This is a genomic window from Pseudomonas sp. C9-3 (genome assembly GCF_032392015.1).
GTDB classification, from domain to species: domain Bacteria; phylum Pseudomonadota; class Gammaproteobacteria; order Pseudomonadales; family Pseudomonadaceae; genus Pseudomonas; species Pseudomonas nitroreducens.
Genome location: NZ_CP135919.1, coordinates 5757140 through 5774978, shown reverse-complemented (window position 1 = coordinate 5774978; position 17839 = coordinate 5757140). Strand labels below are relative to the sequence as shown.

17 protein-coding genes are annotated in these 17839 nt (G+C 66.8%); 8 read left to right on the top strand and 9 right to left on the bottom strand.

The annotated features are described in order from the left end of the window. Positions 1-50 precede the first annotated feature (50 nt). The 3 genes from RS899_RS26450 to RS899_RS26440 all read left to right on the top strand — a co-directional run bounded on the left by RS899_RS26450 (position 51) and on the right by RS899_RS26440 (position 2767). Positions 51-986, top strand: coding sequence for a LysR family transcriptional regulator (locus RS899_RS26450; protein WP_037007681.1), 936 nt, complete (start codon positions 51-53; stop codon positions 984-986). Between the two features lie 193 nt (positions 987-1179). Further along, positions 1180-1374 carry a hypothetical protein gene (locus RS899_RS26445; RefSeq protein ID WP_024766827.1) on the top strand — a complete coding sequence of 65 codons (195 nt, stop codon included), beginning with the start codon at positions 1180-1182 and terminating at the stop codon, positions 1372-1374. A gap of 388 nt (positions 1375-1762) precedes the next feature. After that, positions 1763-2767, top strand: coding sequence for a hypothetical protein (locus RS899_RS26440; RefSeq protein WP_315808423.1), 1005 nt, complete (start codon positions 1763-1765; stop codon positions 2765-2767). Here the strand turns inward: RS899_RS26440 and RS899_RS26435 are convergent. Both RS899_RS26435 and RS899_RS26430 read right to left on the bottom strand, forming a co-directional pair. Beyond that, on the bottom strand, positions 2749-4083 hold the full coding sequence (locus RS899_RS26435; protein WP_315808422.1) for a sigma-54 dependent transcriptional regulator: 1335 nt from the start codon (positions 4081-4083) through the stop codon (positions 2749-2751). The two genes, RS899_RS26440 and RS899_RS26435, sit on opposite strands and share 19 nt — an antisense overlap. After that, entirely contained in the window at positions 4080-5843 is a 1764-nt protein-coding gene (locus RS899_RS26430) for a sensor histidine kinase (protein WP_315808421.1), read from the bottom strand. Before RS899_RS26430 ends, RS899_RS26435 begins: the two co-directional genes overlap by 4 nt. 103 nt (positions 5844-5946) lie before the next feature. On the opposite strand from RS899_RS26430, the gene RS899_RS26425 reads away from it, so the two are divergent. After that, positions 5947-6825, top strand: coding sequence for an alpha/beta hydrolase (locus RS899_RS26425; protein ID WP_315808420.1), 879 nt, complete (start codon positions 5947-5949; stop codon positions 6823-6825). Further along, positions 6822-7175: a DUF7079 family protein gene (locus RS899_RS26420; RefSeq protein ID WP_315808419.1), complete on the top strand. Its 354-nt coding sequence runs from the start codon at positions 6822-6824 to the stop codon at positions 7173-7175. Before RS899_RS26425 ends, RS899_RS26420 begins: the two co-directional genes overlap by 4 nt. Here RS899_RS26420 and RS899_RS26415 read toward each other — a convergent pair. Next, positions 7172-7636, bottom strand: a complete 465-nt coding sequence (locus RS899_RS26415) for a DUF3301 domain-containing protein (RefSeq protein ID WP_267918924.1) — start codon at positions 7634-7636, stop codon at positions 7172-7174. The genes RS899_RS26420 and RS899_RS26415 overlap by 4 nt on opposite strands. A gap of 147 nt (positions 7637-7783) precedes the next feature. Between RS899_RS26415 and pdxY the strand changes: the two genes are divergently transcribed. Next, a complete protein-coding gene (pdxY, locus tag RS899_RS26410) occupies positions 7784-8653 on the top strand; it encodes a pyridoxal kinase PdxY (RefSeq protein WP_054910327.1) in 870 nt (289 codons plus the stop codon). A 370-nt stretch (positions 8654-9023) separates the two neighbouring features. Here the strand turns inward: pdxY and RS899_RS26405 are convergent, their stop codons facing one another. The 6 genes from RS899_RS26405 to RS899_RS26380 form a co-directional block, all read right to left on the bottom strand. Then, on the bottom strand, positions 9024-9608 hold the full coding sequence (locus tag RS899_RS26405; RefSeq protein ID WP_024766834.1) for a YqaA family protein: 585 nt from the start codon (positions 9606-9608) through the stop codon (positions 9024-9026). Positions 9609-9612: 4 nt separating this feature from the next. Next, positions 9613-11316: a YbaL family putative K(+) efflux transporter gene (gene ybaL, locus RS899_RS26400; RefSeq protein ID WP_054910326.1), complete on the bottom strand. Its 1704-nt coding sequence runs from the start codon at positions 11314-11316 to the stop codon at positions 9613-9615. A 209-nt stretch (positions 11317-11525) separates the two neighbouring features. Next, entirely contained in the window at positions 11526-12005 is a 480-nt protein-coding gene (locus RS899_RS26395) for an acyl-CoA thioesterase (RefSeq protein WP_054910325.1), read from the bottom strand. Between the two features lie 200 nt (positions 12006-12205). Further along, on the bottom strand, positions 12206-12964 hold the full coding sequence (locus RS899_RS26390; protein ID WP_054910324.1) for an SDR family NAD(P)-dependent oxidoreductase: 759 nt from the start codon (positions 12962-12964) through the stop codon (positions 12206-12208). A 295-nt stretch (positions 12965-13259) separates the two neighbouring features. Further along, complete coding sequence (locus tag RS899_RS26385) at positions 13260-14627, bottom strand: glutamine synthetase family protein (protein WP_315808418.1); 1368 nt, start codon at positions 14625-14627, stop codon at positions 13260-13262. Positions 14628-14760: 133 nt separating this feature from the next. Continuing rightward, on the bottom strand, positions 14761-16155 hold the full coding sequence (locus tag RS899_RS26380; RefSeq protein ID WP_315808417.1) for an aspartate aminotransferase family protein: 1395 nt from the start codon (positions 16153-16155) through the stop codon (positions 14761-14763). Between the two features lie 127 nt (positions 16156-16282). Here RS899_RS26380 and RS899_RS26375 point away from each other — a divergent pair, with 127 nt between their 5' ends. Together RS899_RS26375 and RS899_RS26370 are read left to right on the top strand one after the other, a co-directional pair. Then, entirely contained in the window at positions 16283-17071 is a 789-nt protein-coding gene (locus RS899_RS26375; RefSeq protein ID WP_315808416.1) for an SDR family NAD(P)-dependent oxidoreductase, read from the top strand. A gap of 72 nt (positions 17072-17143) precedes the next feature. After that, positions 17144-17809, top strand: coding sequence for a GntR family transcriptional regulator (locus RS899_RS26370; protein WP_024766839.1), 666 nt, complete (start codon positions 17144-17146; stop codon positions 17807-17809). Positions 17810-17839 lie beyond the last annotated feature (30 nt).

The following is a 17839-nucleotide window of genomic DNA, read 5'->3' as shown; positions in this document are numbered from 1 at the left end:
CGGACAATAATTGTCGTCGTTTCCTACAAGACGGATAAGCAGGGGGAAGGATGGACGTACTTCACGCGATGCGGGCTTTCGTCCGGGTGGTGGATGCTGGCAGTTTCACCGCCGCCGCCAACGCCCTGGGGTTGTCCACCGCCCAGGTCTCGCGCGTGGTTTCCGACCTTGAAGCGCAACTTGAAGCCCGCCTCCTGCACCGCACGACAAGGCGCCTGGCGCTGACCGAAACCGGCGAGCGCTACCTGCTGCGCTGCCGGGAAATCCTCGCCGACGTCGAAGAGGCGGAAGCCGAGGCCAGCGGCGCGCACCTCAAGCCGCGCGGCCGGCTGCGCGTGCACTCGCTCACCGGCCTCGGCCAGCAACACCTGATCCCGCTGATCTCGCGCTACTGCGAATCCTTTCCCGAGGTCTACATCGAGCTGACCCTGGCCCAGCGCCAGCCGGACATCCTCGAGGAAGGCCAGGACGTGGTGATCACCCGCGACCGCGAACTGCCCGACTCCGAGTTCGTCGCCCAGACTCTGGGCACCATCTACAGCGTGCTCTGCGCCAGCCCCGAGTACCTCAAGCGGCGCGGCACCCCGACCAGCGTCGCCGACCTGCACCAGCACCAGTGCCTGCGCCTGCAGGACCCGACCTTCCCCGAAGGCTGGGCTTTCGAGGAGGGCAATGAGGAGAGCGTGATCCGCCCGCGCGACACCTTCATGGTCAACGTTGCCGAGGCGCTGACCGGCGCAGCTGCCGCCGGTATGGGCATCTGCCTGCTGCCCAGCTATGTCGCCGCGCCCGCCCTGCGGCGTCGCTCGCTGGTGCGCGTGTTGCCCCGGCACAGCCTGCACGTGAGGCACATCTACGCGCTGTACCCGTCGCGACGCTTCCTCGACGCGAAGATCCGCACCTGGGTCGAGTTCCTCAAGATGGAATTGCCGAAGATGTTCGAAGAGGACGAAGCAGCGCTCAACGATCCCGTCAACTGGGCATAAGGCCATCTCGGACCTTGGGCGCTAGCGCGGCAGATCGTCGCAGCCGCTCTATATCAACGTTCTCGGACGATCGGCGCGGATTGTTGCTTTTTAGGCAATGCTTTGTTGGTTAGCTAGCTATTTTTCTACTCACTGTTGCGCCGTAACCTTTCTTCAACCCCGACCAATCGGGTGTTCAGAAAGGATCACCGTCATGTCCCGTTCGCTTTATGTTGCTGCCCTGCTGTCCGTCTGCTCGCTGTCCTTCACTCAGCTGAGCTTCGCCGAAGAATCGCGCCTGATGACCGACAAGATGGTCAAGGCCAACGAAGCAGTGATCGCCCAGCAGCAGGCCCAGTCCGCCGAGCAGACTGCCAAGGCCGCTGCCAGCAGCAACGCCGATTCCTGATCGGCCGCTTCCCCCGGGAAGTCCGGAGCGTGAGCCGGGCTTCTCAACACCTTGCGCCGCATACGATATGCGGCGTTTTTTTTGCCTGCGTTTCGGCCACCGGAAGGCGACTGTTACAGATGCTGTAACAGTCTTTCGCCGCCAGTGATCTGTATTCCTGTCTGATCGGTCAATATACTTGACCCAACAGCGCGGCTTTCGAGCAGCGCTGTTACCGGCCTCACCGCCGGCAAGCTTCCCGACGCCGATTCTTGATTGCTCCAGATCGACGTCCGTCTCAAGGCCGCTGCTGTCAGCGGCCTTTTTTTATGCGCTGTGGAAAAGCGCCGGCGGGCTGGTAGGCTGGGCACACTCCGCGCCGCAGGCCGGATTCGACAAGGATGCCGAGATGACCAGTGACAATCCCTTTGCGACACCCCAGGCACCGCTCACCGCGCCGTTCGATGCTGTGGCGCCGGTCGGCCGCGAGCCCCTGCAGTTCGTCGCCGCCATGATCGTGGCCGCGGCCGTGGTGTTCTTCGGCAGCAATGCCGTGCAGTGGATACTCAACCTGGGCAGCTACCGCGAACGCCTGCCGCAGTACTTGCCGACCATGCTGGCGAACTGGCTGGGTGGGCTGGTGTTCTATGCCGCAGCGGTCCTGCTGCTGGTGCATTACCAGCGCGAGCGCCACGGTATCGCACGCTTCCAGCCGCTGGCCGGACTGTTGGTAGGCTTCGGCGTGGCCTATCTGATCGCCACCATGGTCGTCAGCACCGCCGTGTCCTACCTGAGCGTGTCCTTCTACCAGTGGGCGTTCGAGCAGGGCTCCCGGACCCTCTGGATAGCCCTGTATGGCCAGGTCAATTCGCTGATCAACCTGGCCCTTGGCTGCCTCCTGCCGCTCTGGCTGGTCCTGCACCTGGCGCGCTCGCGCTGTGAACCGATGGCGCCGGGCCAGGCCGCCACGCTGCCCTCCTGGCATGTGGCGCTGGCGGTTGCGCTGTGCTTCACCGCGGTGATCTACAAGCTGGCCACGGCACTCGGCTACGGAGTGCTCTACCTGTACAGCGGCGCTGACGGCTGGCAGTCAGTATTCATGCTGTCGAGCTGCGTACTGCCTTTCGTCATCGTCATGACGGCCGTGCGGACTCGCCTGCCCGCCCGGCTCTCGCGCTTCGCCGCTGGCCGCGTGCTGGCCTGCGCGCTGGTGCTGCTGGCGTTGTGGATGGTCGCTATCGTGCTGGCGTCGGTCCTGGTGGCCTTCGCCGCCTACAGCTCGCTCAACTCCAGCAACCTGCCGCTCTACCTGCTGCCGCCGGCGATCCTGCTGCTCGCACTGCTCTGGCCGCTGGCGCGCTGGTGTACCGGCTGGTTCTTCGCCGAACAGATGGCTCAGTCCTCGCCCAGGTAGTCCCCACGGCTCAGCCCGTGGCGCTGCATCTTCTCGTTGAGGGTGCGGCGCGGCAGGCCGAGCAGTTCCATCACCGCCTTGATGTCGCCCTTGCACTGGCCCAGCGCCTGGCGGATGCACTGCGCCTCGTAGGCTTCCATGCGCTCGAACAGGCCGTTGCCGGCGGGCGCTTCCGGCAGCTCGGCGCGGTCCAGGCCGAGCACGTGGCGCTCGGCGGCGTTGGCCAGTTCGCGGACGTTGCCCGGCCAGTCGTGGGCGAGCAGGCGGGCCAGTTGGGTTGCCGAAAGCGGCGCAGCTTCGCGGCCGAACTTCTCGCTGGCCAGCAGCGCGTAGTGCTCGAACAGCAGCGGGATGTCCTCGCGGCGTTCGCGCAGGGGCGGCAGGCGCAGCTCGGCGACGTTCAGGCGATAGACGAGGTCCTCGCGGAAGCGCCCGGCGCGGGCCTCTTCCAGCAGGTCCGGCTTGGTGGCGGCGATCACCCGCAGGTCTACCTTGATGCTCTGGTTCGAACCCAGGCGTTCCAGCTGCTGTTCCTGCAGCACGCGCAGCAGCTTCACCTGTTGGGCCAGCGGCATGCTTTCGATCTCGTCGAGGAACAGGCTGCCGCCGTTGGAATGCTCCAGCTTGCCGATGCGCTTGCCCTGGGCGCCGGTGAAGGCACCGCTTTCGTGGCCGAACAGTTCGGTCTCGAACAACTGCTCGGGAATCGCCGCGCAGTTCAGCGCGACGAAGGGCTTGCCGGCGCGCGGGCCGAAGTCGTGCAGGCAACGCGCGACCAGTTCCTTGCCACTACCGGTGTCGCCACGAATCAGCACGTTCACCGGCGTACCGGCCAGCGCCATGATCTGCCGGCGCAGGGTTTCCATCGGTCGCGAGACGCCCAGCAGGCGCGATTCGATCTGGTCCTTGAGTGCCGCCTGTTCGCGCAGCTGGCGGTTCTCCTGCACCAGCCGGCGTTTCTCCAAGGCGCGGCGCAGGCTGTCGAGCAGGCGTTCGGGGGTGAAGGGTTTCTCGATGAAGTCGTAGGCGCCCTGGCGCATCGCCTGCACCGCCATGGGCACGTCGCCGTGGCCGGTGACCATGATCACCGGCAGGTCGCGGTCGAGCTGCTGCAGGCGCTCGAGCAGGGCCAGGCCGTCGGTGCCGGGCATGCGTACATCGCTGATGACCACGCCGGGCAGCTCGCGGGCGACGCTTTTCAGGCACTCGTCGGCGCTGCTGCACAGGCGCACTTCGAAACCGGAGAGTTGCAGCCATTGCTGCACGGCGTCGCGGATGGCGGCTTCGTCGTCGACGAAGAGAATGGTCTCGCTCATGGTCTGGATTCTTCGCTGGCGGCCGGCAGGCTGAGCCGGAATACGGCGCCGCCGGAGGGCTGGTTGGCGGCGCCGAGGCGCCCGCCGAGTTCGTGGACGATGCCGTAGGATACCGCCAGCCCCAGGCCCAGTCCTTCGCCCACCGGCTTGGTGGTGAAGAAGGGGTCGAAGACGCTGGCCAGGTGCGCCTCATCGATGCCCGGTCCGTTGTCGGCGACTTCCAGGCACCAGTGCTCGCCGTCGCGGCGCAGGGTCAGTTCGATGCGTGGCTGGGCGCTGTTGGCCACTGCGTCCAGGGCGTTGCGGATCAGGTTGACCAACACCTGCTCCAGGCGGATCGCGTCGCCCAGCACCCAGGCCGGTGACTCCAGCGCCTGGCGGATGTCCACGCCTTCGGTACGGATGCGCACGGCCAGCAGCTGCAGCGCCTGCTCGACCACGTGGCCCAGTTCGATGCGTTCGCGCAGGCCGCCGGGGGTCTTGCGGGCGAAGGTCTTCAGGTGCCCGGTGAGCGCGGCCATACGCTCAAGCAGTTCGTCCACGCGCACCAGCGCGGCGCGGGCGTCATCCTGGCGGCCGGCGTCCAGCAGCAGGCGCACGCTGGCCAGTTGCATGCGCTGGGCGGTGAGCGGCTGGTTGATTTCGTGGGCCAGCGCGGCGGACATCTGCCCCAGCGCCGCCAGCTTGGCCGCTTGCACCAGGCCGTCCTGGGCAGTGCGCAGGGCGGCGGTGCGCTGCTCGACCAGGCGCTCCAGTTCTTCCTGGTTGCGCTGGCGCAGGCGGGCCAGGCGCCGTCGCTGCTGCAGCCAGAGGACTAGGAATACCAGTGCCATCCACGCACCGGCGGCGGCCAGGCGGGCGCTGGTGACGTCCGACTGCACTCCGCGGGTGTCGCGCAGCAGGTGCAGGGTCCAGTCTTCTTCCGGCAGGCCGACCGATTGCCAGAGGTAGTCGCCGCTGATTTCCTGGCCGTCGACACGCACCATGCGCGCATGCTCGCCGAGGCTTTCCAGCGTCCGGTGCGGCAACGCGCTGAGCGGCTGCCTGTGGTACTGGCGGGTATCGGCCAGTTCCGCGCGGGCCACTGCGTCCAGCGGCATCAGCTCGCGGTAGCGCCAGCGCGGGTGATTGGCGAGGAACACCACGCCCTTGCTGTCGCTCACCAGCACCACGTCCGGGGTCTGGCTCCACTGCCGTTCGAGGTCGGGAAACTCCAGCTTGACCACGATGGCGCCGAGGAAGGTGCCCGCGTCGTCACGCAGTGCGTTGGACAGGAAGTAACCGGGAATGCCGGTGGTCACGCCGACCGCGTAGAAGCGCCCGGCGCCCTGGGCGATGGTCTGGCGAAAGTACGGCCGAAAGCTGTAGTTGTGGCCGACGTAGCTGGTCGGCAGGTTCCAGTTGCTGGCGGCCACGGCGAGGCCGCTGCGGTCCAGCAGCTCCAGCGTCGACGAGCGTGCCGCGCCGTTGATTTCCTGCAGCTTGAGGTTGATCCGGTGCTGCACTTCCTCTGTCAGCGGGCCACGCATGGCCGCGCGCAGTTCCGGGTCCAGCGCCAGCACGGAGGGAATGCTGCGGAAGCGCTCGATCAGGGTATGCAGGGAACTGGCGTAGAGGCCCAACTGCTCATGGGCGGTTTCCGCCTCGGCCAGCAGCGCGCGGTGCCGCGCCTTCTCGCCCGCCCAGAACACCGACAGCACCAGCCCGGCCAGCAGGAACAGGCAGATCAGCAGCAGGCGAAGAGGGCGGGTAGGCGACATGTTCGACGGTGTTCGACCAAGGGTCGGCGACAATAGCATGACCGCGCGCTGGTCCGGCGCCCCGCTGCCTCGCTAAACTGCCGCATCCCGATGGAGAGCTTCGATGCAGTTGTCGTCCTGGACCCACGAAGGGTCCGCCGGTTTCACCCTGCGCGGCTGGCGCAGCGAGCCCAGTGGCAAGCCGCTGCTGCACTTCCTGCATGGCAATGGCTTCTGTGGCCGTGCCTACGAGCCGATGCTGAAAGTCCTGGTGGAGGATTTCGACCTCTGGCTGTGCGACGTCCAGGGCCACGGCGACAGTGACCACGGCGGGCGTTTCCATGGCTGGAACCGCAATGCCGAGATGGCGGTGGAGGCCTTCCAGGCCGGCAACAAAGCCTTTGGCGACGTGCCGCACTACGCCGCCGGGCACAGTTTTGGTGGCGTGCTCACCAGCCTGATCCTCGGTCGTCATCCCGAGCTGTTCCGCCGCGCGGTGCTGCTCGACCCGGTGCTCTTTACCCCGGCGATGATCGGCGTGATGGCGCTCTCCGAAGTACTCGGCCTGCACAAGCGCCGCACCATGGTGCAGAAGGCGCGCTCGCGGCGCAGCCAGTGGCCGGACCGCGAGGCGGCCTACGCCGGCTTGCACGGCCGCGGTATCTTCAAGGGCTGGACCGACGCTGCGCTCCAGGCCTACGTGGAGAACGCGATGAAGCGCACCGAAGCAGGTGTCGAACTGAAATGCCGGCCCAGCCGCGAGGCGGAGATCTTCAGTTCCTTCCCCAAGCGGCTGTGGCCGTCGCTGGGCAAGGTAGTGACGCCGACCCAGGTGTTGTTCGGCGAGCGCACCTACCCGTTCGTGCCCAAGTCGGTGGCACGCTGGTGCGCTTCGAACACGGTGGTGAGTGGCCAGTGCGTCGACGGTGGCCACTGCTTCATGCAGGAGTTTCCCGAAGACAGCGCCGAGCGCGTGTCGCGCTTCCTGCTGGGCCACGAATGAACGACCCGGCCCGCGAATCCGTCTGGCTGGCGCTGTCCGAGCTGTGGCTGGATACCGAGCTGGACGACAGCGGCCGGGCCGCCATCGCTCGGACCCTGGCAATCAGCGGCTACCCGCCGGAAGAACTGGAGGCGATTTATCGCCTGGAAGTGGCGCCGGTGGTTTGGGGCAATAGCTGGGTGACGGCGGGGGTGTGGGACGGCTTCGATCCCGACTGGCTGTTCGAGGGCTGCCGGCGCAACCAGATGCGGCGCTATTCACTCTGGCATCGCGGGCGCTGCCGGCTGCTGCGCAAGGCCATGACGGCGGCGGTGGAAGAGGACTGGCGGAAGATCCGCGCGCAGCTCTAGTCGCCGACCTTCTTGCCCTGGTGCGCGCGGCGCCATTCGTCCAGGCGCACCACTTCTGCCTTGGCGCGCGGCGGTGCAGGGGTATCGTCGAAGACCGCGTCGACTATCTCTTCGTCCACCGGCTGGGCGGCGGGATGGAAGGTGGCAACCGGCGAGACCGGCATGCGCGGCTCGGGCTCCATGCGGAACGGCGCCAGCTCGACGCGGCCCAGGTGCTGGCCGAACATGGCGATAGTGCCGGCGTAGCGTTCCTGGCCGGTGGCGGTGAACTCGAAGGCGTATTCGCGGGCCAGGCGCAGGTTGCCCCGGCCGTCGCGCTGGAAGCGGAAGCGCTGCAGGGCCATGGCGTCATCGAGCAGTTCCACGCCCTCGCGCGCGCAGTGCTGCTTGGCCAGGGCCAGCGCACGCTCGCGGATGCCATGGGCGCGCCACCACCAGGCGGCGCCCGCGACAACCAGCATGAAAATGAAAAGATTGCCCAGGTCCACTTCGGCTTCCTCGGAATCGGCGCATCAGCTTACTCACTCCGCCGCCGGGCGGCGAGAGGGGGATGTTCACAGCGTGTGAATTGCGCCCCATACTGCCCCATTCTGTAGCAGGACACCGTTATGTCGCGCACTCCCCACGTTCTCGCCATCCAGTCCCACGTCGTCTTCGGCCACGCCGGCAACAGCGCCGCCGAGTTCCCCATGCGACGCGTCGGGGTGAACGTCTGGCCGCTGAACACCGTGCAGTTCTCCAACCATACCCAGTATGGCCACTGGACGGGCCAGGTGCTGCCGCCGGAGCAGATTCCGGCGCTGGTGGACGGCATCGCTGCCATTGGCGAGCTGGGCAATTGCGATGCCGTGCTGTCGGGCTACCTGGGCAGTGCGGCGCAGGGCCGTTCGATCCTCGAAGTGGTGCGCCGTATCCGCGAGGTGAACCCGCGTGCGGTGTACCTGTGCGACCCGGTGATGGGCCATCCGGAAAAGGGCTGCATCGTCGCCCCGGAAGTCGGTGAGTTCCTGCTCCACGAGGCCGCCGCGGTGGCTGACTACCTGTGCCCGAACCAGCTGGAGCTGGACAGCTTCTGCGACCGCCAGCCGACCTCCCTGGAAGACTGCGCGGCGATGGCCCGTGGCCTCCTCGTGCGCGGCCCGAAGGCGATCCTGGTGAAGCACCTGAACTACCCCGGCAAGCCGGCGGATGCCTTCGAGATGCTGCTGGTGACCCTCGACGAGACCTGGCACCTGCGCCGCCCGCTGCTGGCCTTCCCGCGCCAGCCGGTCGGCGTGGGCGACCTGACTTCCGGGCTGTTCCTCGCACGCCTGCTGCTGGGCGATGACCTGCGCACAGCCTTCGAATTCTGCGCCGCCGCCGTGCACGAAGTGTTGCTGGAGACCCAGGCCTGCGGCAGCTACGAGCTGGAGCTGGTGCGCGCCCAGGACCGCATCGCCCATCCGCGGGTGAAGTTCGAGGCGGTGAAGTTGGGGTGATTCTCCGACTTCCCTTGCCGGAACAACGCTCTTTGCCTGTTACCTGGTGCTGGGGATTTCCCTCTCCCTAACCCTCTCCCTGAAGGGAGAGGGGACTGTCCTGAGCTGCAGAACAGCCAGAAGCTTGCCGGCTGACTCTGTCGACCTGCCGGACGCCGGACGGCTCCCTCTCCCTTCAGGGAGAGGGCTGGGGAGAGGGCAGGCCACTGCGCCGGAACCTGAGCTGTAGGAGCGAGGGGGACGCCATCGTTATTGCTCGCGAACAGATTTCCCGGCAGCTCTGGCGCTGGGCGGTTCGCGAGCAAGCTCGCTCCTACACAATCCCGCCTGCCGCCTGCCGCCTGCCGCCTGCCGCCTGCCGCCTGCCGCCTCAGAGCATGTACTTGCCCAGCAGCAAGCCGCCTACCACCATCGCGGTGAGCAGGCCGAACGCCAGCCCCAGGCGTTTCTCGATGGCCTCGCGCAGCGCCGGGCCGGCCCAGAACAGCAGGGCGCAGGTCGCCGCGAAACGCAGGGTACGCGCCACCACGCTCAAGGCGATGAACAGCACCAGATCGAGCTGGGTCACCCCGCTGGTGAGGGTGATCAGCTTGTAGGGCAGCGGGGTGAAGCCGCCGCCCAGCAGCACCATCAGCCAGCCGAGCTCGTTGTAGCGCTCGGCGACCTCGGCAAAGTTCTCCTGCAGCCCGTAGAAGGCGAGGATCGCCTGGCCCACCGTTTCGAACAGCAGCAGACCGATGAAGTAGCCGGCGATGCCGCCCAGCACCGAGCTGACGATGCAGATCGCCGCATAGCGCCAGGCCTTGGCGCGGTTGGCCAGCACCATCGGCACCAGCAGCGCATCCGGCGGGATGGGGAAGAACGAACTCTCGGCGAAGGTCACTCCGCCCAGTGCCAGCTCCGCCCGCGGATGGCCCGCCAGGCGCATGGTCCAGTCGTACAGCCGGCGCAGCATGGCGTCAGGCCGACTGCGGCAGGTGGTCGTCGCCCGGCGCCGCGGCGGCGTCCTCGCGTTCGACCCGCTCGACCATGCCGCGGGCGATCTCGCGCTCGCCCATGATCACCAGGCTGGCGCCGTTCTGCTCCAGGTAATCCACCTCGGCGTCGAAGTGGGCACGGGCGATGATGTCCAGGCTCGGGTTGATCGCCCGCGCGTGGCTGGCAATGGTCCCGGCCTCGAAACCGTTGGGAATGGCGATCAGCAGCCAGCGCGCCGAAGTGATGTTGGCCTGGGTCAGCACATCGGGATTGGCGGCATTGCCCACCACCACGCAGAGGCCGTGCTCGCGCAGTTCGGCGGCCTTCTCGCGCTTGTCCTCGATGACCACCACCGGCACCTTGTCCTTGCGCAGCCGCTCGCTCACCAGCGCGCCGACGCGGCCGTGGCCAATGAGGATCGCGTGGTTGTGCTCCAGCACCGGCGGCGGCAGGTCCTGGGGCTCCACCTGGACCACGCCGGGCTCGCTCTCGGCCTTCTGCTCCTGGCGCGCCTGCAGGCGGTCGATGGCGATGAACAGCAGCGGGTTGACCAGGATCGACAGGATCGCACCGGCCAGCACCAGGTCGCGACCGGCTTCGGGCAGCAGGTTCAGGGTGACGCCCAGGCCAACCAGGATGAAGGAGAACTCGCCGATTTGCGCCAGGCTGGCGGCGATGGTCAGCGCGGTGCTGTTGGGGTGGCCGAACATGCGCACGATGACGTAGGCCGCCACCGACTTGCCGAAGACGATCACCAGGAAGGTCGCCAGCACCGGCAGCGGCTCCTGGATCAGAATCGCCGGGTTGAACAGCATGCCCACCGAGACGAAGAACAGCACGGCGAAGGCGTCGCGCAGCGGCAGCGAGTTCTCGGCGGCCTCGTGGCTCAGCTCGGACTCGTTGAGGATCATCCCGGCAAAGAACGCGCCCAGGGCGAAGGACACACCGAAGATCACCGCCGAGCCGTAGGCGATGCCCAGCGCGATCGCCAGCACAGCGAGGGTGAACAGCTCGCGCGAGCCGGTCTTGGCGACGCGCTCCAGCACCCAGGGCACGAAGCGGCGGCCGCCGACGATCATCACCGCGACGAAGGCCGCGACCTTGCCCAGGGTCAGCAGGATCGGCATCAGCAGGCCGCCGTCGCCACCGTCGGAGGTGCCGCCCAGGGAGCCGGCCAGCGCCGGCAACAGGACCAGGGTGAGGACCATCGCCAGGTCCTCTACGATCAGCCAGCCGATGGCGATGCGCCCGCGCTTGGTGTCGATCAGCTGGCGCTGCTCCAGCGCGCGCAGCAGCACGACGGTACTGGCCACCGACAGCGCCAGGCCGAAGACCAGCCCGCCGCCGAAGTTCCAGCCCATCATCCACGCAAGACCCAGGCCGAGCAGGGTGGCGACGCCGATCTGCACCACCGCACCGGGGATGGCGATGGCTTTCACCGACAGCAGGTCCTTGAGCGAGAAGTGCAGGCCGACGCCGAACATCAGCAGGATCACGCCCAGTTCGGCGATCTCCACGGACAGCGCCTGGTCCGCGACGTAGCCGGGGGTGAACGGCCCGGCCAGCACGCCGGCGAGCAGGTAGCCCACCAGCGGCGAGATACGCAGGCGGTTGGCCAGGGCGCCGAGGACGAAGGCCAGCACGAAGCCGACGGCGAGGGTGGTCAGTAACGGGGTGTGATGCATGGTCTGGGCTCCGGGCACTCAGGGAGCGGCCGGACTGCGTATCAGCACCAGGCCGCTCGACGGTGGGTCACGGGGGCAAACCCGCGTGTGAAAAGTTTAGGCGTAGTAATGAATTCCTACCTTGCTTTCACGCAAGGGTAACCTGTTGACGCATTGGGAAATTTCCACGACACGCGGGATTTCTTTTCAGGAAATGTCGCGAACGTCCGTCATTCGTCGCGAAGCTCCTTGTAGCGCTGTTCCAGTTCCTGGCGAATTTGCCGACGCTGTTGCGCCTGGGCGAAGCGACGTTTTTCGTCCTTGGTCTGCGGGTCGAGTTGCGGCACGACGATCGGCGTGCGCTCGTCGTCCAGCGCCACCATGGTGAAGAAGCAGCTGTTGGTGTGGCGCACGGACTTCTCGCGGATGTTCTCGGTCACTACTTTCACGCCGATCTCCATGGAGGTGCGGCCGGTGTAGTTCACCGAGGCGAGGAAGGTAACCAGTTCGCCGACGTGGATCGGCTGGCGGAAGATCACCTGGTCCACCGACAGGGTCACTACGTAGTAGCCGGCGTAACGGCTGGCGCAGGCGTAGGCGACCTCGTCGAGGTACTTGAGCAGGGTGCCACCGTGGACATTGCCGGAGAAGTTGGCCATGTCGGGGGTCATCAGGACGGTCATGCTGAGCTGGTGGTTGCCAGGTTCCATGGAATTCTCGGGCAATTGTCTGGGAAAAAGGAAAGGGCCTCACTCTGGACAACCCGAGCGCGGCTGGCGACACAGTTTTTTCTATATCCCTGATTGGCCAGCGGCGCCAGTGGACCATTCGCCAGCGGTGTATCTGCCGTTCGAACAACGTCCTGAACGAAAACGGGCGACCCCTGGCCGCCCGTTCACGTCGCTGCGCTTCAGCGCCCGGCCGAGAGGCCGAAGTCGATGGCCAGGTCCGCACCGGTGATGGCTTCGGATTCCGGCTTGCAGAGGTACCAGACCAGCTCGGCGACTTCCTCCGGGCGGATGAAGCGTGCCACCTTGCCCTGTGGATAATCCTTCAGCAGCTCGCGCTTGTAGGCCGCCGGGTTGCCCTGGCCGTAGCGTTCGGCCTGGTAGTCGAGCATCGGCGTGGCGATGTCGGCCGGCGAGATGGCGTTGACCCGCACGCCGGATTCGGCGAGTTCCAGGGCCAGCGTGCGGGTGAGCATGGTCAGCGCCGCCTTGCTCGCACAGTAGGCAGCGGAACCGCGATAAGCCTGGCGGCCGGAGTCGCTGGAAATATTGACGATGCTGCCGTGGTTTTCCTTGAGGTAGGGCGTCGCGGCCTGGCACATGTAGAAAGCTGCCTTGAGGTTGACCCCCATGACCAGGTCGAAGTCGTCCTCGTTGAAGTCCTCCACCGGGCCTTCGCGCCAGACGCCGGCGGCGTTCACCAGGGCGTCGAGGCGGCCGGTGCGGGCGAGGATGTCGGACATCAGGCTGTGGCAGTTGTCCGCTCGTCGCAGGTCGCCGACGGCGGTGGCGTCCAGCGGTACTTGCGCGTTCAGCGCATGCAGGCCGGCTTTATCCACATCGGTGGCGGCGATGCGCCAGTGGCTTTGGGCGAAACGTTTGGCGATGGCTTTTCCGAGGCCACCGGCAGCGCCGGTGATCAGTACGACGGGAGTGCTCATTGTCTACGGGTTCTCCCTGCCTGAGAGAGGACGGCGGCCGGCAGGCAGACCGGCGGGCGCCGCATCGATCGCAGAGCGCTCAGGCGCTCCGTGCAACTACAGACCAAGAAAAGACCAGAATCTTCACTCTGGCAGGGTAAATTTTTCGTAAGACTTTCGCGTGTCAGCGGGTGAGCTGATTGTTGGGCGCAAAATGGCGGATAACGCTTCGCGTTATGCGCCCTACGGGAGCCCAGGGGACATCTTACGTAGGGCGAATAACCGTTCACGGTTATCCGCCGTTTCGGTCAGTCGTTCAGGCGTGATGCAGGTACCAGCGCCAATCCTGCTCGCCGACCTCGCCCATGAACTGGCGGAACTCTTCCCACTTGATCGCCAGGAACACCTTGAGGAATTCCTCGCCCAGCGCCTCGCGGGCCCAGGTGGAGGCTTCCAGTGCGCGCAGCGCAGTGAGCCAGTCGGTGGGGAGGAATTCGGTGGCTTGCTCGTAGCCGTTGCCGACGATGGGCGCGCCCGGGTCGATCTGCTCGCGGATGCCTTCATGGATCGCCGCGAGGATCGCCGCCGCCGCGAGATAGGGGTTGGCGTCGGCGCCGCAGATGCGGTGCTCGATGTGCCGGCTCTTCGCCGGGCCGCCAGGCACGCGGAACGACACGGTGCGGTTGTTCACGCCCCAGCTCTTGGCCAGCGGCGCATAGCTGTTGGCCTGGAAGCGGCGGAAGGAGTTGGCGTTGGGGCAGAAGATCGCCAGGGAGTCCAGCAGGCGCGCCATCATGCCGCCGATGGAGTGGCGCAGCAGCGGGGTGCCGTGAATGTCTTCGCTGGCGTAGAGGTTGTTGCCCTCGGCATCCGCCAGGCTGACGTGCAGGTGCATGCCGGAGCCGGCGCGGTCGCCGAACGGCTTGGCCATGAAGCAGGCCTGCAGTCCGTGCTTGTTCGCCACGCCCTTCACCAGGCGCTTGTAGCGCACGCCTTCGTCGATGGCCTGCATGACGTCGAAACGGTGTTCCAGGGTCAGCTCGACCTGGCCCGGGGCGTATTCGGAAATCGCCGTGCGTACCGGCAGGCCCTGCACTTCACACGCGGCGTAGAGGTCGTCGAGGAACGGCTGCAGTTGTTCCAGCTCGTAGACGCCATAGACCTGCGGCGCTTCCGGACGGATGCCGTTCATTTGCAGCGCCGGCTGCGGGCGGCCGTTGGCGTCGCGTTGCTTGTCCAGCAGGTAGAACTCCAGCTCCACCGCCATCACCGGGTGGAAGCCGTCGGCCTTCAGCCGGTCGACTACGCGGCTCAACGCCTGGCGTGGATCGGCCGGGGTGGCCGGCAGGCCCTGGGTCGGGTGCATGCTCACCTGCAGCTGGCCGGTGGGCGAGCTGCGCCAGGGTTGCAGGGTCAGGCTGCCGGGCAGCGGGTAGGTCCAGCAGTCGGCGTCGGCTACTTCCCAGACCAGCCCGGTGCCTTCGACGTCCTCGCCCTGCACGGTCAGCGCGAGGATCGAGCTGGGCAGCGGGCGGCCGTTGTCGTAGATCGCCAGTAGCTCGTCGCGGTGCAGCAGCTTGCCGCGCGGGATGCCGTTGGAGTCGATGATGAAGAGTTCGATGCTGCGCACGTCCGGGTGGGCGGCGAGGAAGGCTTCGGCTTCCTTTCGATCGGCGAATTGCATGGTGGTCCTCGGTGGGCGCGGGGCGCGCCGCAGAATGCTTGTCGTAGGAGCGAGCTTGCTCGCGAACGCTCTTTGGCAAATCCGCTGCGGGGCGGGTTCGCGAGCAAGCTCGCTCCTACAGGGGGAGTTTCAATCAGGCCTCACGCGCGCCGGGAATGGCCAGCAGCTCGGTGATGCCGGCATCGAGGGTCGTGATCAGGCGATCCACGTCCGCTGCGGTGGTGTCCGGGCAGCACAGGGTCATGTTGTGGAACGGCGTGATCAGAATGCCGCGGTTGATCAAGTACAGGTGCAGGGCCATCTGCAGCTCGTCATGGAACGCCGCTTCGGCTTCGGCGCCGGTGCGCGGGGAGACGGGGCAGAACTGAAATTCGCTGCGCGCGCCCAGCTCGGTCACCGACCACTTCAGGCCGTGCTTGGCGATCAGTGCGCGGAAGCCGTCGGCCAGGCGCTTGGCCAGCGGCAGCATGTGGTCGTAGGCCGCCTGGGTCATCACCTGTTCCAGGTTGGCGCGCATGCAGTGCATGGCCAGGGCGTTGGCCGAGAGCGTGGTGCCCATGCCGCTATGGCCGTGACCGTGGCTGTCTTCCTGGGCGCTCTGGCGCGAGGCGGCCATGCGGTCGGCCATCTCCGCGCTGCAACCGAAGATGCCGCAGGGCACACCGCCGGCGATCGGCTTGCCGACCACGAAGAAGTCCGGGTCGAGGTTCCACAGCTGGGTGCAGCCGCCGATATTGGTGGAGATGGTGTGGGTTTCGTCGATGATCAGCAGCGAACCGTACTTGCGCGTCAGTTCGCGGCACTTCTGCATGAAGCCCGGGTCGGGCAGGACCATGCCGATGTTGGTCATCGCCGGCTCGCACAGCAGGGCGCAGACGTCGCCCTGGGCCAGCGCGGCTTCCAGAGCCTCGACGTCGTTGAAGGGGATAGAACGGCTGTGCTGGGTCAGGTCGTAGGCCTGGCCGACCAGGCCGGAGCGGTGCACGGTTTCGCCGTCGCGGTAACGCACCATCACGTCGTCCACGGTGCCGTGGTAGCAGCCGTCGAACACCAGCAGGGTATTGCGCTTGGTCACTGCGCGGGCCCAGCGCAGCACGTAGCGGTTGGAGTCGGTGGCGGTAGCGGTTACCTGCCAGTAGGGCAGGCCGAAGCGCGCGGCGAGCAACTCGCCGCAGACCACCGCGTCTTCGCCGGGGAGCATGGTGGTCAGGCCACGGGCGCCCTGTTCGGCAAGGGCGCGGGCGATCGGCGCCGGCGAGTGGCCGAACATGCTGCCGGTATCGCCGAGGCAGAAGTCCACGTAGTCATGGCCGTCCACGTCGTAGAAGCGGGCGCCCTGGGCGCGTTCGACGAACAGCGGGCAGGGCGTGGACCAGTCGGCCATCCAGTGCATCGGCACACCGGCGTACAGCGACTGGTGCGCACGCTCGGCGAGGGCGACGGACTTGGGGTTCTGTTCCAGGAAGCGCTGGCGCTCGCGGGCGGTGAAGAGATCCACGGCCTGTTGGGCGATTCCGCTGGCGGTCATGTTGCACACCTCGTTTGTTATTTCGCACATCTTCCATTTGTGATCACAAAAATGTCAATACAGCGAATCATCTGCCTGATAATCTGCCCTGTAACGAATTTTGTGATCACAGAATGGAGCCGTATCCATGCATGACGTCACGAACGCATCGCCCTGGGGCGGCCAGGTGGCCCTGGTCAGTGGCGCCGGCAGCGAATCCGGCATCGGTTTCGCCAGTGCCCGCCGCCTGGCGCGCAACGGGGTGAAGCTGCTGCTCACTGCCAGCAGCGAGCGCGTCCTGCTGCGGGCGGAAGAACTGTGCGGCGAAGGTTTCGACGTCCGCGCGCTACCGGCCGATCTGACGGACGAAGGCGATGTCCGCCGGCTGGCCGAATGGGCGCAGGCGCAATGGGGAAGGGTAGACGTGCTGGTGAACAACGCCGGCATGGCCATGCAGGGCAGCCCGGAACCCTTCGTCGAGCTGGCGGCGATGGACCTCGCGACCTGGAACCTGTCGCTGGCGCGCAACCTGACCAGCGCCTTCCTGCTCACCCGCGCATTGTTGCCGGGCATGTTGGAGCGCGGCTACGGACGCATCGTCAACGTCAGCTCCACCACCGGCACGCGGGCCAGCAATCCGGGAGAGTCGGCCTACAGCGCGGCCAAGGCCGGAATGCTCGGCATGAGCATGGGGCTGGCGCTGGAAGTGGCGCAGCGCGGGGTGACGGTGAACAGCGTGGCGCCGGGCTGGATTGCCACCGGCTCCAGCAGCGAAGAAGAAATCCAGGCCGGGCGGCGCACGCCGCTGGGTCGTTCCGGGCGACCGGAGGAGGTGGCCGCCGCCATCGCCTTCCTCGCCTCGCCCGAGGCCAGCTACATCACCGGCGAAGTGCTGGTGGTGGATGGCGGCAACTGTCTGATCGAAAACAAGGGATAAGCGAGATGAAGCACGACTGCAGCCTGACCTTCGCCCAACTGCCGGCGCCGCCGGCCGGGCGGGAGTGAAACCATGGCCGACAACCTTCAGGAACAGCTCTACCAGAACCTCCGCCAGGCCCTTTTGAGCGGGCGCTTCCAGCCTGGCGAGCGGCTCAAGATCCGCGACCTGGCTGACGAATGGGGAACCAGCCCGATGCCGGTCCGCGCCGCCCTGCAACGCCTGGTGGCAGAGGGCGCGCTGGAAGGCGAACCGCAACGCTCGCTACGGGTGCCGGTGATGACCCGCGAGCGCTACCTGCAGATCCTGCAGGTGCGGCAATCCCTGGAGGGGCTGGCGGTGGAGGATGCGGCGCGGCACCTGCGGCCCGCCGACATGGCCGTGCTGCGCGATTGCACCGAGCGCATGGAAAACGCGCTGAACGCCCGTGACGTCCATGGCTACCTGGAAGCCAACAGCCTGTTCCACCTGACGCTCTACCGCGCCTGTGGCAACCCCACGCTGCTGCGCATGATCGAGGCGCTGTGGCTGCAGGTGGGGCCGTTCTTCAACCGGCTGTTCACCGAGGCCGACCTGTCGCTGCGCCTCAACGACTTCCACGAAGACACCCTGCAGGCGCTGGAGCGTGGCGATGGCGCTGGAGCGCGCAAAGCCATCGAGCAGGACCTGGGCTACTGCGGCCAGTACCTGCTCAATCTGCTGGAGTTGGAAAGCGGGGGAAGGCTGGGAGCCCGTTGAGATTTCGCGGTCGGCGGGCAGCGTCGGAAA

Coding starts and splice junctions, on each gene's coding strand:
- RS899_RS26450 (WP_037007681.1), top strand. CDS start 51: ATGGACGTACTTCACGCGATGCGGGCTTTCGTCCGGGTGGTGGATGCT.
- RS899_RS26445 (WP_024766827.1), top strand. CDS start 1,180: ATGTCCCGTTCGCTTTATGTTGCTGCCCTGCTGTCCGTCTGCTCGCTG.
- RS899_RS26440 (WP_315808423.1), top strand. CDS start 1,763: ATGACCAGTGACAATCCCTTTGCGACACCCCAGGCACCGCTCACCGCG.
- RS899_RS26435 (WP_315808422.1), bottom strand. CDS start 4,083: ATGAGCGAGACCATTCTCTTCGTCGACGACGAAGCCGCCATCCGCGAC.
- RS899_RS26430 (WP_315808421.1), bottom strand. CDS start 5,843: ATGTCGCCTACCCGCCCTCTTCGCCTGCTGCTGATCTGCCTGTTCCTG.
- RS899_RS26425 (WP_315808420.1), top strand. CDS start 5,947: ATGCAGTTGTCGTCCTGGACCCACGAAGGGTCCGCCGGTTTCACCCTG.
- RS899_RS26420 (WP_315808419.1), top strand. CDS start 6,822: ATGAACGACCCGGCCCGCGAATCCGTCTGGCTGGCGCTGTCCGAGCTG.
- RS899_RS26415 (WP_267918924.1), bottom strand. CDS start 7,636: ATGCTGGTTGTCGCGGGCGCCGCCTGGTGGTGGCGCGCCCATGGCATC.
- pdxY (WP_054910327.1), top strand. CDS start 7,784: ATGTCGCGCACTCCCCACGTTCTCGCCATCCAGTCCCACGTCGTCTTC.
- RS899_RS26405 (WP_024766834.1), bottom strand. CDS start 9,608: ATGCTGCGCCGGCTGTACGACTGGACCATGCGCCTGGCGGGCCATCCG.
- ybaL (WP_054910326.1), bottom strand. CDS start 11,316: ATGCATCACACCCCGTTACTGACCACCCTCGCCGTCGGCTTCGTGCTG.
- RS899_RS26395 (WP_054910325.1), bottom strand. CDS start 12,005: ATGGAACCTGGCAACCACCAGCTCAGCATGACCGTCCTGATGACCCCC.
- RS899_RS26390 (WP_054910324.1), bottom strand. CDS start 12,964: ATGAGCACTCCCGTCGTACTGATCACCGGCGCTGCCGGTGGCCTCGGA.
- RS899_RS26385 (WP_315808418.1), bottom strand. CDS start 14,627: ATGCAATTCGCCGATCGAAAGGAAGCCGAAGCCTTCCTCGCCGCCCAC.
- RS899_RS26380 (WP_315808417.1), bottom strand. CDS start 16,155: ATGACCGCCAGCGGAATCGCCCAACAGGCCGTGGATCTCTTCACCGCC.
- RS899_RS26375 (WP_315808416.1), top strand. CDS start 16,283: ATGCATGACGTCACGAACGCATCGCCCTGGGGCGGCCAGGTGGCCCTG.
- RS899_RS26370 (WP_024766839.1), top strand. CDS start 17,144: ATGGCCGACAACCTTCAGGAACAGCTCTACCAGAACCTCCGCCAGGCC.